The sequence below is a fragment of the Spirosoma sp. genome (genome assembly GCF_026391055.1).
Classification (GTDB): Bacteria; Bacteroidota; Bacteroidia; order Cytophagales; family Spirosomataceae; genus Spirosoma.
This window is the reverse complement of record NZ_JAPLET010000022.1, coordinates 821,452-838,973: the sequence shown is the minus strand read 5'-3', so window position 1 is coordinate 838,973 and position 17,522 is coordinate 821,452. Positions and strand designations below refer to the sequence as shown.

Below are 17,522 nucleotides of genomic sequence, written 5' to 3'. Positions count from 1 at the left end.
GCAATAAAACGTAGTTACTAAGTGCATAGACACGGAGAATACAGCGGGTAAGTAGCTATAAGTCAGGTTATAAAAGCGCTGTTGTCGCCGTGCCTATGCGTACGATAATCCAGTTTACTTCTGTTTGTTTAATTCCCCGACCAATGTGTTCAGCAGTATACTTTTCTGCTGAAGGTCATAAATGTATTCCCAGAACATCACCCCGGCCAGTTTCTTCGATTTTACGTACTCAACTTTGTAGATGAACGACTCGGGGTCGGCGTAGGAGATGAACGTACGCGAGTCCGGATTCCAGAGATACGGGGCTTTGGCATCGTAGTCCCAATAGCGGGTGTATCCATTCTTGCTAATGTACTTAGCCATCAGTTCATCGTAGCTGATAAAGTAATGTTTACCCGTCGATGGTTGAAAAAGTCCGTTATCCTGATCCCGTGTTTCGGACCACCCTCGCCCGTAGAAAGGGAGTCCGAGCACGATTTTGCTCGCCGGTACGCCCGCCCGTATGTGCCCATCGACGGCATCGGCGCTGCTGTTTCGGGAATGGTCGCCCTTGGCCGATTGAAACAGTGGGCTATGGTGGCCCGTCACTTTGTCGTTGCCATGATACAGATCGTAGGTCATGATATTGACATAGTCGAGGTATTTCTGGGCCTGGCCTAATTCCGTATGGTTCACAAAAGCCGTGTCGCCCCCGGTGGCGGCTGTGAGCAGGTAATGATTTTTGCCCGTGCGCTTGTCCAGCTTCCCCTGTTTATCCAGCCCATCCCGCAGGGATTTCAGGAACAGGGTAAAGTTTTGTTTATCGGCGGGGCGGTAGATATTCCCGGCACCGATCTGATCGGGGTATTCCCAATCGATATCGATACCATCGAGCTGGTGTTTTTTTAAGATCGCAACGGCGCTGTTCGTGAATTTTTGGCGGGAGCCATCATCGAGAGCCGCATCAGAAAAGTATTTGCAGCCGCCCCAGCCACCAATGGAAAGTAAGATCTTGAGATCTTTATTGCTGGCTCTGAGCGAAGTGAGTTTTGCCAGGTTCTCGCCATCTTTGGCGGTAAGGGGGGCGATTTCGCCTTTTTCGTCCGGAACGCCAAATGCATAGTTGATGTGGGTCAGTTTCTGCGCTTCGATCTGATCTTTTGTCCAGCCGTTGCCGGTTACGTAGCCGATGACGACATATGGATGCGATTTTGTGGTTTGAGCCAACAGATTTTGCCCGAGCAGCACCAGCACAAGGGTAACGATAGAAAGAACTTTTTTCATAGGAAGTATAGCGTTGTGAGTCAGCGTTTGGGCTGATGGGCAAAGGTAAGGAGGACGGGCTGTTTGACTAGACACGCTGGCCGGTAAAACATCATTTTCTGAACATTCCCGAACGTGCCGTGTAGTTGATTTATCTTTGCGAGACGTTACACCCGTTTACCAGACGGACTACTTAGTACTTTATGTCGAAACACCGGCACAATCGCTCGGCCGAAAAACTGCTCGGCACATCGCCCGGCACGCTTACTTATGTAGGGCAGGAGATCGAACACGCTACGAAAATCAAACGAATAAATTATAACGCCACCGATTATTCCATTGACGATAGCAGTAAACTGAGTGCCTGCAAAATTCCTCCGGCCGAAGCTCCTTTTGTGAGCTGGGTGGATGTAGATGGCATTCACGAACCTAAAGTGGTATCGGCTATTGGTCAGCAGTATCACCTGCACCCACTGCTGCTCGAAGATGTGGTCAATACGGAGCAGAAGCCAAAGCTTGATCTGTACGACGATACCGTTGTATTCATAACCCTAAAATACCTGCACCACAGCCGCCAGAGGCAGGAAATCGATATTGAGCACGTTAGTCTGGTGCTCGGTAAGAACTACCTTATCTCGTTTCAGGAGGAGCGATCGAAGGATATTTTTGAGCCGGTAATTGAACGCATAAAAGCGTCGTCGGGAAAAACCCGTCGCAACGGGGCCGATTACCTGCTCTATGCACTGATGGATGTGATGGTCGATCACTATTTGCTGATCACCGAACGGATTGGTGAAAAAATGGATGAACTGGAAGAGGAAATCGTGGAAGAAAGAGCCAGCCAGCAAACCTTGTCTACGCTCTATAAACTCAAACGCGAACTGGCCTTTATCCGGCGAACCATCAACCCGCTGCGGGATATTGTCGGTACATTGCTTCGGGGCGAATCAGACATGATCCAGCATACCACAATTCCGTATCTGCGGGACCTGTCCGACCATGTCAATCAGGTAATTGAAACCCTAGACTCGTATCGGGAATTAATTGCCGGTTTAATGGATGTGTATTATTCCATCGTGAGCAACCGGATGAACTCGGTCATGAAAACGCTGACGATCTTTTCGGCTATCTTCATGCCACTGACGTTTATTGTGGGCGTGTATGGAATGAATTTCGACAATATGCCGGAACTTCACACCAGGAATGGATACTTTGTTGTTTGGGCAATCATGACGTTGGTAACAATTGGCATGATCGCCTATTTTCGTCGGCGACGGTGGATGTAATTAAGGATATGGTAACAACAAAAAATCAATCGGTAAACCGCCAATGGTTTACCGATTCAAGGCAGGTAACGGGGCATGCAGCGGATTCGCTGGCAAATGATGCTGTTTTCTTCGCCATTCAGGGCGAGCACCACGACGGACACGCGTTCATCGGCGATCTGTATCGCAAAGGTATTCGCCAGTTTGTTATTGAGCGATCAGCACTGACCCGCGAGCGACGGGAGGAACTGACAACCTATGCCGAGGCTCAGTTTATCGAGGTCGACAGCAGTTTACAAACGCTTCAAACGCTGGCTGCTGAACACCGCCGGCAGTTTCGTATTCCGGTTATTGGTATTACCGGAAGTAATGGAAAGACGATTGTAAAAGAATGGCTGGCGCAACTCCTCGCTGATGAGTACGTGATTGCCCGAAGTCCAAAAAGCTACAATTCGCAGTTAGGCGTACCGCTGTCTGTACATCAGCTGAACGAGAGTCATACCTTGGGGATTTTTGAGGCCGGTATTTCGCAAACCCAGGAAATGCAGGCCCTCGAAGCCATGATCCGGCCTACCATCGGCATCTTTACGAACATAGGCACCGCCCACGATGAGGGATTCCGCACCCGAAAGCAGAAAGTGGCCGAGAAACTCCGGCTCTTTATTCATGCTGGTACGCTCATCTACTGCACGGACTACGCAGATATCGACGAGGAAGTAAACCTACTGCTGAAGGCCGTTAATCCCGACATGCGGCTCATCACGTGGTCGGTAACCGGTCAAAAAGCGACTTATCAGGGACGGGTTGAGGGCGATCAGGTCAGTCTCACGGGCAATAACATCGGGTTTGATCAGTCATTGACCCTCCCGTTTACAGACCCGGCTTCGGTCGAAAACCTGATGCACTGCCTGGTAACGATGCTGTCGTTACGGACCTGGTCGGCTACTGAACTGCAAAGTCGCCTGAATCGACTAAGGCCCGTATCCATGCGGCTGGAGCAAAAAGAAGGTATCAACAATTGTGAGTTGATCGACGATTCGTATAATAACGACATGGTTGGCCTGCAACTCGCCCTTCGTTTTCTCAACCAGCAGGGCACCCGCAGCCGACGTACCGTCATTCTGTCGGACGTGTTGCAAACGGGCCAGCCCGAAGCGGAGTTGTACGAGCAGGTGGGTAACCTGATGCGGGCCAATGACATTGGGCAGTTCATTGGTATTGGACCGGTCGTAAGCCGGAACAGGCAGTTTTTCGCCGATGGCAGTCAATTCTTTGCAAAAACGGAGGAGTTTCTGGCGCAGTTTTCGTTTAGCGAGCTTCGAGACAGTACCGTTCTGGTGAAAGGAGCAAGGCCGTTCTCGTTCGAGCGGATTGTACACCGGCTTGAACGTAAAGTCCACGGAACGGTTCTGGAAATCAATCTCGACGCGCTGACGCATAATCTGAACTACTACCGCGAGCGCATCAGTCGGGACGATGGCCCGTCCGAAACGAAGATTATGGTGATGGTCAAGGCATTTGCCTACGGCAGCGGCAGTGCCGAAGTGGCGCAACTGCTTCAGTTTCACCGGGTCGATTACCTCGCCGTCGCCTATGCCGATGAAGGGGTATCGCTCCGACAGAATGGCGTCGATTTGCCGATAATGGTCATGAATCCCGCTCCCGAAACCTTCGCCACCCTGCTCGAATACAGGCTGGAACCCGAAATTTACAGCCTGCGGCTTCTGCGGGAATGGGAGGAGTTTTTAAGGGGTCGGGAGCACGCAGCGGGGAGTGCGCAGTCGACAACGTATCCCATCCACCTCAAAATAGATACCGGAATGCACCGGCTTGGGTTTCTGGAGCGTGAACTGACCGTCGTTGCCGACTTTCTGAAACGCCAGCCAAGCCTGCACGTTGCCACGGTGTTCAGTCATCTGGTAGGGGCCGACGATGCCCAGTTTAACCCTTTTTCCCGACAGCAGTACGAGACCTTTTTGCGGTGTACTGCATTTCTGGCGGCAGAGCTTGGCTATATGCCCAAGCGTCATCTGCTCAACTCGGCGGGTATCGTTCGCTTCCCCGACTACAAACTGGACATGGTACGGCTAGGCATCGGCTTGTACGGCGTCGAAGCAACCGGCACCGAGCAGTCAGCCCTGCAAACAGTCGGCACCCTTCGTACCATTGTCAGCCAGATTAAAACGGTTGCCGCAGGTGAGTCGGTTGGGTATAGCCGCCGGGGCGTGCTGGACCACGACGCCCGTATTGCCACCCTGGCGATTGGCTATGCGGATGGGTACGACCGTCGGCTGGGGAATGGAGTTGGAGATGTATGGGTCAATGGCACCCACTGCCCAACCGTTGGGAGTGTCTGCATGGACATGACCATGATCGACGTGACGAGCGCATCGGTCAGCGAAGGTGACGAGGTGATTATTTTTGGCCCTGAGCTTCCTATTACAGACCTGGCCCAGCGAATGGGAACCATCCCGTACGAAATTCTGACCAGCGTAAGTGAGCGGGTCAAGCGCGTGTTTTTTAAGGAAGGAAACTAAAAGAGGAGCCGGTCATTAGGCCGGATTACAAAATGTCACCGGGAGAAAACGGACGCCTGGCTGTGTCTTAACTTCTCCTGGTGATTATACGCCCATTCCAGATATAGCCTTTGTAGCTTCGGCCAGGAACACCATAATACAATCGACCTAGCCCATTGCCCGGTGTCGGGTTGGCGGTTGAATCCATAGTATTATCTGGTGAGCATTCCTCCACTTGCTTACCGGTTGTCGGCTTCAGCACAGTTCCCCAATAGTCGCCCGGTGGAGCTGCCGGTTTTTTCTTTTCAAGTATTCTGTCCCGGATGTACCAGGCCAAAAGCAGTAGCAAGCCGATGAGGAGGAGTAGATAATTCATGCGCCAGCAGCGTTTAGAAAAGCATTACATTTCAGCAAGTTTAAATTATAATAATTACATATATTGATTCAATTAAATCGTTTCCGATTTATATTTGAATAGGTTGACAATTTTACTGTGAATATACTAACGTCAGTTCATGTTTGGACTGGCGTTTTTTATATTGATCAAACTGTAAGAGTCTATCCATTTTCAAACGTTACTTTCCGGATATATCTTTTTATGGCTGGCTACTAGAATGGAGTATTGGGCCGGTGTTAATATGGCTTTGTAATCAAGTACTTTATTTGTTTCTATGGCTACTGCGAGCGCTCGTAGTTTTTTATTCGTCAATCCGGATGACTTCAGTTTTTTTACACCGTCATTAAATTTTACGACTGCATTGGTAATAATTTCTTTAGCTTTCGGCACTTGCTGATCGGTTAATTTGAGTCGTTGTTTATCCGCTTTGATGACTGATTTAATGATCATGCCAAGGGTGGCTCCATTGTTCAGTAGAACAAACTTTTCGCTTTCGATAGACTTTGTCTGTGCAGAGGCCAGACCGGAAAAAGCAACCAGAAGAGCAAACGCGATACTAAAGATTTTCATATTGATCTGTTCGATTGACGTGTTTTTTAACAAGACCGCCCAGCCACATTGCAGCCGGGCGGTTGATTCCCTATACCATTTATAATAATAGTAGGAGAAGGCTTCAGGAATTTAAAACTACTTACTCAAGCAAATCAAGTCTATAAAATCTTTGGAGCTTACCTACAAAAAAGCCCGGCTACAGTGTAACCGGGCTTTCCGCTATCTATCCACACCTAGGAGCGCTCAAATTAGATACCTGAGCACCCCTACGAAAGCAGTCTCCCGCCTTCTAGTGATTTCAACGTCTTGTTAGCACAGATTGTTGGCAGATATCAGCTTAATTTGAGCTTAAACTTAAAATATTTTATTAACTAACTCATCAGCTGAGCTAAAGGTTAGTATAAGTGAATTAATAATTGATAAAATCATATCGTAGGCTGTACGACCGTGGTGGTAAAATTACGGAAGCCTTGCAGAGAAGCTATTGGTAACCGGTTGCAGTGTGGCCTTAATTACTCTTTTTCGCCTTCACCGCTTCGACGTTCTTTTTTCGGCTTTCCAACTCGACAAGCGCTGCTTCCTGATCAGTTTTGTTTGTCGTAATATCTTTGTTTAATTGTTCGAGTTGCTTGGCGTTTTCGTCAATGCGTTTTAGCAACCGTTCTTTTTCTTTTGCATTCTGTTCAACTTCACGCACAAGTCGCTCTCCATTACGCACAAGTTTCTGGTGATTCTTCTGTGCCTCATCGAAGCTGCTTTCTGCCAGTCGAACCTCCTGTCCAAACAGCGTACTATTCGAAAATTCTTTCAGAAGGGTTTCGGCTGCCGCGTAACCCGTGCCCCCGGTTGTTACGAAATTCCCACTGCCAAGATCGAAAGATGAAAAAATCGTAGCCGATGTACGTGTTGACTTTACCGTGCTTACCAGATTAATAGGCTCTGATGAAATAGATGGGATACTGGCATTGGTTACACGATACGTTCCTCTTGATGAAATAAGGCGCCCAAACGTCTGCAGTTTGGTTTCCCAATCTTTTTCAATCTGCTTGCCATCGCCCTGAATGGTTAAATAAAGGCCTGTTAATTTGGTTTTGTCAACGGTGCCTTCACCTGTATAGACAGTTTGAGCAACCGTTGAAGAGAATGGGCCTAAAAGGCAGCAGATCAGAATGATACGTAGAATGGATTTCATGGGGTAGTGGGTAAGCCTGGCACCGAGCCGGGCGTGAGTTGATAAAAAAGATCAGGCAACTTTTTCGGTTATCAACAGGCGCTTATCGCCGTTGAGGAGGGTAGTTGCAAGGATGTAAACGTCTCCTCCTTCGCGTAAAGATAATTTTTTCCTTAACTCAGCTACCGTTTGCGGGAAGTTTCGAACTGTCAGGTTTGCTTTTAGATGAGGTACTGCCAGTTTAAGCGCTTTTGCATCGGGTTTAATTAATTGCTGAAGCCTGAAAATACGCCCCGGAAAATCATCCTGAAGTTCGCTGCTGGTGTACAAATGGCTGTTAGGTGCCAGCTTTGTCAAACCAAACCGATTCCCCACTAGCCGAAAGGCACCCGCTTTCAATACAGCGGCATTGGGCTCGTAGAGGTAGGTCTGCGGGTCGCCGAAAGCAACATCTGCCGAACGCTCATCATCCCAGCTGAAACCGAATTCTATGCGTCGATCAGAGAGTAGGTTAACGGTGTTAACTTCTATCTTATCAAGGTTAATGTATTGATTGTCAAGGATAAATAATACCTCTTTAACTTCGCCCTCAACGGCCACGATATGCACAGATTTCACGGGATTTGCCAACTGACGGATCGCCAGATCGATATCGAGCAGGGGGGAGGCTTTCAATAAAATACGCTTCGATGTTGCTCGTAAAGCCAGTTGGGTTTCGGGCCGGGTAATATCGGGTTCGCAGTCCTGAAGCCGAACAACTTTGCCCCCCACTTCGTCCCGCCGGTGGGGGTCCAGATAAAGCCAGTCGACGGGCGCATTGTCTGATGCTGTGAGTAATGACAGCCCATCACCGGTTTGGACGGTAACATTGGTCGCACCCAGAAGCGGAAGGTTATGCGCGGCCAGAGTGGCCAATTCGGGATTACGTTCTACGTAGAGAACCCGTTCCATTCGTTCAGCGAAAGCCCAGGTATCAACACCCATCCCGCCAGTAAGATCCAGCAGCTGATGCCCGCTCACGAACGATGCTTTGTACCGGGCTGTCTGTTCAGAAGAAGCCTGTTCAACCGAAAGACCCGGCGGAAACACTAGGTCATCGTTGGCATACCAGGTAGGTAATTTCTCTTTTGCTTTCTGCCGGGCCGCTATCTGAGCCGCTAGTTTTCTGATGTCCATCCCAGCCGGTGCGGTCTTCAGTAATAAGGCCCGGACATCGTCGGTCAGGTGGTTTCGTATGTACACCCGTTCAGGTAAAGAAAGCATGGTCACGATCAGTATTAATTTCCTTTTAATCTCTTTTTAATTTCTGCCTCCTGGATTGATACCTCAGTGTTGCGGGTAAGCCTACTCAACTATTATACTCTTCGTATGAAACGTGTTAATCCGCTTCACACCCTCACGCACTACAAGGCGAGTTACTTTCGCTATGACTTTCCGGCCGGGTTATCCGTTTTTCTAGTGGCCCTACCGCTCTGTCTGGGCATTGCCCTGGCCTCTGGAGCTCCTTTATTTTCGGGCCTGGTGGCCGGTGTAATTGGGGGCATTGTGGTTGGGCTGCTTTCGGGTTCGGAAGTTAGTGTGAGTGGTCCTGCTGCTGGATTGGCCGTTATCGTTGCCGATGCCATTGCAAAAGTAGGCTCTTATGAGGCATTTTTAGCGGCTGTGGTATTGGCTGGCCTAATCCAGTTGATTTTTGGGTTGATCAAGGCCGGTCGTTTTAGTAGTTTTTTCCCAGACAGCGTCATTAAAGGAATGCTGGTGGCTATCGGCATTGTCATTATCCTGAAGCAAATTCCCCACGCGCTGGGCCGCGATAACGATTACGAAGGTGAGTTTGAATTTCAGCAACTGGCTGATGGTGAAAATACGATCTCAGAAATTTACCGGGCTATTGAAACGGCCAGCACCGGTGCCGTGATAATCAGCCTTATATCAATGGCTTTTCTGATTGTATGGGAGCGAACAGCGGGACGAAGTACGCGGGCCTTCTTTAAGAATTTTCCGGCGGCTCTGGTTGTCGTTGTGTTAGGCGTTGCCCTCAATGAGTATTTTCGGGTCGCTGTTCCAGACTGGTATCTGGGTAATACGGCCCATCAGCATATGGTGCAGATACCGACCCTAACACCGGGCACGAGTATACTGTCCATCTTTGATTTTCCGGACTTCAGTGTGCTGTTAAGCCCTAAAATTTATGGTATTGCTGCAACCATCGCCCTGGTTGCCAGCCTTGAAACGCTGTTGAATCTGGAAGCTTCGGATCGGCTGGATTCCGCCAAACGGGTATCCTCCACAAGTCAGGAGTTAGTGGCTCAGGGTATCGGTAATATCGTATCGGGGCTGATTGGCGGGTTGCCCGTCACGTCGGTTGTTGTGCGCACGTCAGCTAACGTATACGGGGGAGCGCGTACACGCATATCGGCTATTCTGCATGGTGTGTTTTTAGTCGTGGCTGTTTTTCTGGGCGGGCCGCTATTAAACTACGTTCCGTTATCCTGTCTGGCGGCCGTACTGATTATGGTGGGGTATAAACTCGCAAAGCCTGCTATTTTTAAGAAGACTTATCATGATGGCTGGAACCAGTTTGTTCCTTTCATGGTGACCGTGGCGGGGATTGTCTTTACCGACCTGCTGATTGGTATTGCGTTGGGATCGGTAATAGGGATTATCTATGTGCTTTACACCAATTTCCAGTCAACGTTCAGCCTGGTTCGCGAGGGTAGCCATGTAACGATTGACTTTCAGAAAGACCTCTATTTTTTGAGTAAGCCACAACTCAAGGAAGCTCTCAATTCACTACAACCGGGCGACGATGTGTTGATTGATGGAAGTAAAGCCCTGTTTATCGACCACGATATTTACAACATGCTGCATGACTACCAGGACATAGCATCCATTCAGGGCATTCGGTACGAACTGAAAAATGTGGTGTTGAACCAGCGTAAACGAAAACGCGGAGCAACGGAAATACAGGCGGATACGTTACCGATTACCGGTTCAATTCAGTAGAGACGCGGGCATATGTGTCTTTTCGATCAGACAAAAGCCCAGTCTGCGGCTCGCTGTCAACTCACTTATGCAACGATTTAAACCGCCTGGCTGGTTTTCTCTCAGCCTGCTTCTATCTGTTTGTGGGCTTGCCGCTGCCCAATCGCCCATAAAATCGGGTAACGCAGGGCAAGTCGAATTCTGGCTGACAGACCCTGTTCATGCTGTTTTGTTTAGGAAGCAGACTCCGCTTGCCTTTCATGATGGCGCGCTCAAAGCAGAGTTGCCAGCCACAATCCGGGTAGACGAGACTAAAACCTATCAGTCTATTGATGGGTTCGGGTATACCTTAACGGGAGGTAGTGCACAGCTGATCGATCAGATGGAAGCTACAACACGGAAGGCCCTGCTGACCGAACTTTTTTCGACGGCTGGGAAGGGAATCGGGGTTAGTTATCTGCGGATAAGCATCGGCGCATCGGATTTGGATGAACGCGTGTTTTCGTATGACGATCTGCCAGCGGGAGCAACCGACCCAACCCTGGCTAAATTCAGCCTGGCCCCTGATGAGCAATATCTGATTCCGGTTCTAAAACAGATTCTGGCAATAAATCCTGCGCTCAAAATCCTTGGCTCGCCCTGGTCGCCACCCGTCTGGATGAAATCCAACGGAAACTCAAAGGGGGGAAGTCTGAAACTGGAATACTACGATGTTTACGCACAGTATTTTGTCCGTTACATTCAGGACATGAAGAAGGCGGGTATTCCGATTGATGCGATTACTATTCAGAATGAGCCATTACATCCGGGCAACAACCCCAGTTTGTTGATGCTGCCTGCCGAACAGGCACTTTTCATTCGGAAAAGCCTGGGGCCAGCCTTCGAAAAAGCCGGACTTAAAACTAAAATTATTCTTTACGATCATAATGCCGATCGGCCCGACTACCCCCTGTCGGTATTGGCTGATCCAGCGGCTCGAAAATACGTTGATGGGTCGGCGTTTCATCTGTATGCTGGTCCGATCAGCGCCCTCTCGGAGGTGCATAAAGCGTATCCGGATAAGAATATCTATTTCACTGAACAGTGGATCGGTGCGCCGGGCAATCTGAAAGGCGACCTGAACTGGCATGTTCGGGAGCTGATTATCGGAGCTACCCGCAACTGGAGCCGCACCGTACTGGAATGGAATCTGGCCGCTGATCCTGAACAAAAGCCGCATACACCCGGCGGATGCGATCAATGCCTGGGTGCGTTGACCATCAGGGGCAATACCGTAAAGCGCAACCCGGCCTATTACATTGTTGCGCTGGCGGCAAAATTTGTCCGGCCGGGTTCTGTTCGCATTGAGTCTAACCTGCCTGCGTTTCTACCCAACGTTGCGTTTAAAACACCTGACGGAAAAACGGTTGTGATCGTGCTGAACGATAGCCCATCCGCGCAGCCCGTTCGTATTATAAATAAAGGCAGACACGCCCGGTTGACGCTGGCCAGTGGTGCTGTAGGAAGCCTGGTCTGGTAACATAATATAAATGCTTTTTACAGTTTCGCCGGTTTCTACCCTCTAAAATACTTATGCAAACCTCCGTCAGAATAGCCCCTTATACCGTATTTTCAGCGTTGGTTCTTGTGGCGGTCAGCTTGTCGTTTGTGCCGGTTAGCCCGTTTTCTAAACCGGCGGCACCAACTTTCCCGGCTGAGCTGACTACGTTCTCACCGGGTCCGTCCAATCCGGTTTTTACGGGAACAGGCGCCGACACCTGGGATCAGAAGATTCGGGAGCGAGGGTATATTCTTCACGAAGACGGGATCTACCACATGTGGTATACGGGTTACCGGGACGGGGCAAATCAAAACCGCTCTTTAGGATATGCCACCTCGCCGGACGGGCTCACCTGGACCCGTTACAAAGGCAATCCAATCCATTCCACCTCCTGGGTTGAAGATGTGTCGGTAAGTAAATCCGGTTCTATATACTACATGTTTGCGGAAGGGGAGAACGATGTGGCTCACCTGCTTACCTCCACCGACCGAATCCACTGGAAAGAACAGGGGCCGCTTGATATTCGGTACACGAATAACCAGCCACTGAGTGAAGGGCCTTACGGTACGCCCACAATCTGGCGGGAAAAAGGAATATGGTACTTGTTTTATGAACGGAAGGATGCGGCCGTTTGGCTCGCAACATCCAAAGACCTGACCGTTTGGACCAATGTGCAGGATGAGCCGGTCCTAACCAAAGGACCAGCCGAGTACGATCGCTACGCGGTGGCAATGAATCAGGTAATTCGTTATAAGGGAGCTTATTATGCCTATTACCATGCATCGGCTTTTCCCGACTGGCGGGAATGGTCTACTAACGTAGCGGTATCGAAAGACTTGATTCACTGGACAAAATACAACGGTAATCCTATCGTCGGCGGGAATCGGTCGAGTGGAATTCTGGTGAATGACGGGTCTGAGTTTCGACTTTTTACCATGCATCCGGCTGTTAGCGTCTTCCTGCCGGTACATACTGGCAGGAGATTAAAGTAATACTGCCCCCTAGATTTCTGGTTGCCCCTTTACAAGATGTTCCGGGCCGACAGCTTCAATATCGGGTGGGCCGTCCGGATAATAGCGAAAGCTTGCGTTTTCGATGAGGGCAGGGTAAGGCTTGAAGGTAATCCAGCGGAGCGGCCATTTACGAATCCATAGGGAGGCCGATATCAACCCCGTAAACCAGCCCGGCGGTTTCTGGTAGCCAAATGCAAGCCGTAGTTTATCGTTGATCAGTGCCGAGAAAGCGGGCTGCACAACCGGGTGCAGCAGGCGGGGAAACCAGCCCTGAACGATACGAACAGTTGCATCCGCTATCTTTCGATTACTCTCCGTAAACCGAAAATACCGGTTTTCATAGGCGTCGGTAGCCGTCCGAAATTCATCAAGGGTATCGGGAAGGTCACGCAGGTTCATTCGATGCCCTACCTCCCGGAAGAAATAAAAGAATGCCTGCTCTTCCGCCACCGTTAGTTTTCGCCACCCGTACTGGCGTAGCCAGTCGATGGGATAAAACACGAACGTGGCCAGCACAAACAGAAAATCGGCATTATCGATTTTGTAGTGATCATGAATCTGATTCATATGGGTGATGGCCCGCATGCCCTTATCACTGTCGTAGCCTGATTCGAGGAACTCTGAAATCAGGCGGCTGGTGTCGTCGTACCGCTTTTGTCCGTGTCGCTCAAATTCGCCGGTGCGGGCCAGTAAACCCGATACGCGCGGACTGGCGTAAGTGTGAAACAAGGCCAGTTCCAGTGCCCGGGTAATATCGAAGGGAAATTCGTAGGCCGATAGTAAGTGCACCATACGCTGGTTGTCGCGAATGGGGTCAAGACGCTCCAATTCGTGTTGTACTGCCGGATTTCGGAACAGGCCGAGTCGTTTGGTATACGTAGCACGCATGAGGAAAGAGCTGGATTTATTGGAGTGCAACGAATTACAAATTAATGCAAAATACGTACAGAAATAAGCAGTACAACAATACTATGTTACTGTTTGCGATTAAGAGCCCGAACATTTTAACTAAGATGCCTGTAAAAAAACTCTCCCGAACGGCTAACGTGCCACCCGGGAGAGACTTCACCACCTGCCTGTCCGCTTGTGTTATTCATTTACAAGTTTAGGGTAGGGTGTAAAGCATTTAATCTGGTAAATAGTATATATAGCTACTAAAGTAATAGGCAACAGTATGGTTTATGACTACACTAAGTTAAGGCGGGATTAAGCCAGTTGAGGCCTAATCCCGGACCTTGCAATCATTCATGTTATCTTCAGTTACGGTAATATCTCTTGCAGAACGAATTATAAATTAAGCCTAGTTACGGTTTATGCAGTAAAAGTTAACGGTGGGATTTTACTCCATGCTTATTGAAATTAGTCTTAAACGGAACAGGTACTACCTGCGTTAGGCAGGTTCATTTAATAGAAACTGCCACTCTAGTTCTAGCTCGTTGATTACAGGTGATAAGAAGCTGCCGTCGAAGGCATCAACAGGAAGTGAAATGCGATGATCTTCATCAATTAGCTCCGCTTTAATAAGCTTATTTTCTCTCGATGCGATACTGCTGAGTGCGTCAAGGGCTGTCTCTATGGTAGTAAACCACCATGAAAAATTTCGCTGGCTAGCGTTAATGTCCTGGGTTGTGAATAATAATAGCATGAAGGTTAATTGTTACGTTCATTCAAATGTATAGCGGTTAATTAGCTTGCTCACTGACGAATGTCAGCGTATTCGGTGAGCTAAATCATCTGCTCCGTTGAGCGGCCAATTTTTCGGTGAAAAATGCTTTTCAGACGAAAAAATCAATAGTTCTGGAATGTTAAATCGGTTGTCTGGAAAAGACTTTCAATCAGTTTCAATCAGAAAGGCTACGTACCTACAAAATACTGAGGTGTGCATCCGGTTTAGTTAGGATTAATCGACAATACAGCCGCTACTCAAATCTCTGCCTTTATTTATGATGATGTCTTGTCAGAGGTCTCCTGAGACAGGGGCAAACTTAAATGCATTTGATTAAACAATAGAGAAAAAGAAAATTAAAATTGTATACATATAAGAAGTATAAATAACTAATTGTGTACATTTGCCTGAATATATAATCTCTTACTTGATGTAGAGTTAACGAAATTATAGATTCTACTCTAAGTAAAGTCAGTCATTACTACGTCTATCCATGGCCAGCTTCAATAAAAATATCTGCTTATTGGCCTCTTTTTAGTCCTGATACTACCGGTTAAAGCTTGATTATTCCTTTGATTGTCAAGAAGATAATGGTTGGGTGAGTTCTGTGTTATGAGGCTATAGCAGCAACCGTAACGAACTTTTTCCTGATCAAAATGAATTTGCGTATCTGTGCACTTTTTGTTGCTAGTTTTTTATGTCTGAGTATTTTATTGTTCCCAGTCAAGTCAGTAGCTCAACTAAAAATTACATACCCTGTCAGCCGAATGGTCGTTCAGCGCGATGCTGACAATAATGCATCCGTACAAATTGCCGGTAGTTACAGCCAGTCAATAGACCTTGTTGAGGCCCGCGTCATTGCCAAAAATGCCGGTCAAGGTACTACAACGGCCTGGTTAACGGTAGAGGCTAACCCTAAAAATGGTCAATTCAACGGCCGTATAAACGTTGCCGGAGGCTGGTATAAAATTCTTGTGCGAGGGTCAAAAAACGGTACCCTTGTCGCCGTCGACTCAATTGACCGCTTTGGGGTCGGTGAGGTGTTTTTGATCATGGGCCATTCCAATGCGCAGGGAACAACGTGTTTTTTCGATGGGGTAAATAAATGCCAGTCACTAGACGGTGCCTCCGATGAACGGGTGAATGTTGTTGGTGTTGACCAAAACAGTGCGGCCATGGAGCAGTACCGAAATACGGCCGATACCCACTATTTGCCTGGTCTCGTATTCAGTCAGTTGCTTGCCAAAAGTGGGAGTTCGCCTTTTGCCGAAATTGCCTGGTTCTGGGGGCATATGGGGGATGAACTCGTGCGACGCATCAATGTACCCGTGCTGTTTTATAATGCTGGATTCGGGGGTACAACCATGAAAGACAATTATAATGCTGCGTATGATATTCCGTTTCAGCATTCGTTTATTCGGTATGACCTGCGCATGCCCTATGTCAATGTCCGGAATGTCATGAATATGTACGTACCCACTACGGGTATTCGGGCCGTTCTGGTCCAGCATGGCGAAAACGATCGGAGAAATCCTGAAGACTCAACCTATAAGTATTACCAAAAGGTTATTGAAAAGGTAAGAACGGAGTTTCGGATGCCGAAGCTGGGTTTCATCGTGGCTATATCGTCGTTTGTTGATACTCGTTTCGATAATGTGAGGTCGGCTCAGTTCAGGATCATTGGCCAGCCAAATTTCGAAACGTATATGGGCCCTGATCTGGATAATATAAACTCGCAGGATGACCGCCCTGATGGGATTCACTTTTCTACAGCGGGTCAGGTTAAGGCAGCGGAGTCATGGGCTAACGCCATAAACAATGTGCTGCGCTCGATAACGCCCTTTCCTGCCCAGCTACAACCTCTGGCCAGTATCAGTTGTGCCGGAGCCAATGCGCTAACGCTTAGCCAGCCGCCCGGCTACGCTTACGAATGGACAAACGGCAGTACCTTACAAACCATAACTGCTGGGCCCGGAACGTACTCCGCACGAATTAAAAGCCCACAATCCACAATATTCTTTCCACCTGCCATTGCCGTACCCCCCGACATTCTGCCCAGCCCGCCAACGGTAACCTCCGAAAATGAGAGCTGGACGATCTGTCGTTCCACCGGTTTGACGCTAACGTCATCAGCCGGCGCGTGGACGGAGTGGAGTAGTGGAGCTACGGCGGCATCCATACGGGTTACCCAACCGGGGGTATACACCCTGAAAGCTAAAAATCCGGTTTACGGCTGCCTTTCGGGTGGGGTATCACAAACTATTGGGTTAGCCAGTGTTGATCTGGAGTTACGTATGCAGACATCCCGTCGCGTAGTGGCGTTGAACGATAGTGTCCGGTTCAGCATGTTCGTGCGCAATACGGGTGAGTGCGATGCTGCTTCCGTTACCGTAACCAGCCGTCTTCCATCAACTGTTAGCGTTGTTTCGTTAGGTCCGGCTGTGACGTTCGACAATAAGGCCGTAAGTACAACTATACCGGCTATACTGTCGGGAGAAACAATAGTACGCCAGTATGTGGCTCGGGTTACTGCCCCCGGCTACTACCAGATTTCGTCCGAAATAACGGCTATGGCCAATAAAAATGACAATGCGATTTCGAACGATGGCTCGGCAAATGGCGAAATGGATGAGGCACTCGTCGACTTAAGGACGATAGCGAATTCATCCGCTGTGTATACGTCGCCCAATCCAGCGCAGGCCCCGATAGCATCGGTAATCAGTAATGAACCTGCGTCTGACCCCGGCAAAGCCGATCTGAGCCTGCAAATCTGGTTAAACCAGCTTGCCGCTGCGGTTGGTCAGCCGATAGAGGTTAGCCTGATGGTTCATAATCGGGGGGGAGCCGAAGCCACGAATACGGTGGTAAGCAGTCCGCTAGCTTCCAATAGTCAGTTTGTATCCTCCGTTTCGGGAATGAGTGTTGCTGGTGGCGTGGTCAGTGGTAAAATTGGTAAACTTGCCGTAGGGGAGTCGGCCACGCTGAAGTATTTGGTGAAAGCACTCAAAACCGGCACTTTCACGAGCCAGGCGCAGATTGCCAGCACGGATCAGGCCGACCCTGACTCAACTCCGGGGAATGGGTATGCCAATGGTGAGGACGATCAGGCGAGGATACTTTTTCGGACAACCAGCCCCGTGATGCCCGATTAGTCGTCACGGGGCTGGTTGTCCGA

General features: G+C 49.0%; 13 protein-coding genes. 6 read left to right on the top strand and 7 right to left on the bottom strand.

The features are described from left to right. Positions 1-114: 114 nt before the first annotated feature. Positions 115-1,263 (bottom strand): glycoside hydrolase family 18 protein, encoded by a 1,149-nt coding sequence (locus tag NT073_RS18680; protein WP_297376441.1) that lies wholly within the window; start codon positions 1,261-1,263, stop codon positions 115-117. Positions 1,264-1,445: 182 nt separating this feature from the next. Here NT073_RS18680 and corA point away from each other — a divergent pair, with 182 nt between their 5' ends. Continuing rightward, the gene (corA, locus tag NT073_RS18675; RefSeq protein WP_297376439.1) at positions 1,446-2,528 is read left to right on the top strand and encodes a magnesium/cobalt transporter CorA; all 1,083 of its coding nucleotides are present in this window, start codon (positions 1,446-1,448) and stop codon (positions 2,526-2,528) included. An 8-nt stretch (positions 2,529-2,536) separates the two neighbouring features. Continuing rightward, on the top strand, positions 2,537-5,044 hold the full coding sequence (locus NT073_RS18670) for a bifunctional UDP-N-acetylmuramoyl-tripeptide:D-alanyl-D-alanine ligase/alanine racemase (protein WP_297376437.1): 2,508 nt from the start codon (positions 2,537-2,539) through the stop codon (positions 5,042-5,044). Between the two features lie 67 nt (positions 5,045-5,111). Here NT073_RS18670 and NT073_RS18665 read toward each other — a convergent pair whose 3' ends face one another. The 4 genes from NT073_RS18665 to NT073_RS18650 form a co-directional block, all read right to left on the bottom strand. Then, positions 5,112-5,399, bottom strand: coding sequence for a hypothetical protein (locus NT073_RS18665; protein WP_297376435.1), 288 nt, complete (start codon positions 5,397-5,399; stop codon positions 5,112-5,114). Positions 5,400-5,591: 192 nt separating this feature from the next. Further along, positions 5,592-5,990, bottom strand: coding sequence for a hypothetical protein (locus NT073_RS18660; RefSeq protein WP_297376434.1), 399 nt, complete (start codon positions 5,988-5,990; stop codon positions 5,592-5,594). A gap of 490 nt (positions 5,991-6,480) precedes the next feature. Further along, on the bottom strand, positions 6,481-7,164 hold the full coding sequence (locus NT073_RS18655; protein ID WP_297376432.1) for a hypothetical protein: 684 nt from the start codon (positions 7,162-7,164) through the stop codon (positions 6,481-6,483). A 51-nt stretch (positions 7,165-7,215) separates the two neighbouring features. Beyond that, positions 7,216-8,406, bottom strand: coding sequence for an SAM-dependent methyltransferase (locus NT073_RS18650; protein ID WP_297376431.1), 1,191 nt, complete (start codon positions 8,404-8,406; stop codon positions 7,216-7,218). Positions 8,407-8,511: 105 nt separating this feature from the next. On the opposite strand from NT073_RS18650, the gene NT073_RS18645 reads away from it, so the two are divergent. From NT073_RS18645 to NT073_RS18635, 3 genes are all read left to right on the top strand, one after another. Then, complete coding sequence (locus tag NT073_RS18645) at positions 8,512-10,149, top strand: SulP family inorganic anion transporter (RefSeq protein WP_297376429.1); 1,638 nt, start codon at positions 8,512-8,514, stop codon at positions 10,147-10,149. Positions 10,150-10,216: 67 nt separating this feature from the next. Further along, complete coding sequence (locus tag NT073_RS18640; RefSeq protein WP_297376427.1) at positions 10,217-11,647, top strand: glycoside hydrolase family 30 beta sandwich domain-containing protein; 1,431 nt, start codon at positions 10,217-10,219, stop codon at positions 11,645-11,647. A 53-nt stretch (positions 11,648-11,700) separates the two neighbouring features. Then, on the top strand, positions 11,701-12,660 hold the full coding sequence (locus NT073_RS18635) for a glycosylase (protein ID WP_297376426.1): 960 nt from the start codon (positions 11,701-11,703) through the stop codon (positions 12,658-12,660). Between the two features lie 9 nt (positions 12,661-12,669). On the opposite strand, the gene NT073_RS18630 is transcribed toward NT073_RS18635, so the two are convergent. After that, positions 12,670-13,569 (bottom strand): oxygenase MpaB family protein, encoded by a 900-nt coding sequence (locus NT073_RS18630; protein WP_297376425.1) that lies wholly within the window; start codon positions 13,567-13,569, stop codon positions 12,670-12,672. Between the two features lie 502 nt (positions 13,570-14,071). Next, positions 14,072-14,326 (bottom strand): hypothetical protein, encoded by a 255-nt coding sequence (locus NT073_RS18625; protein WP_297376424.1) that lies wholly within the window; start codon positions 14,324-14,326, stop codon positions 14,072-14,074. 788 nt (positions 14,327-15,114) lie between these two features. Here NT073_RS18625 and NT073_RS18620 point away from each other — a divergent pair. After that, complete coding sequence (locus tag NT073_RS18620; RefSeq protein WP_297376423.1) at positions 15,115-17,499, top strand: sialate O-acetylesterase; 2,385 nt, start codon at positions 15,115-15,117, stop codon at positions 17,497-17,499. The last annotated feature ends 23 nt before the right edge of the window (positions 17,500-17,522 follow it).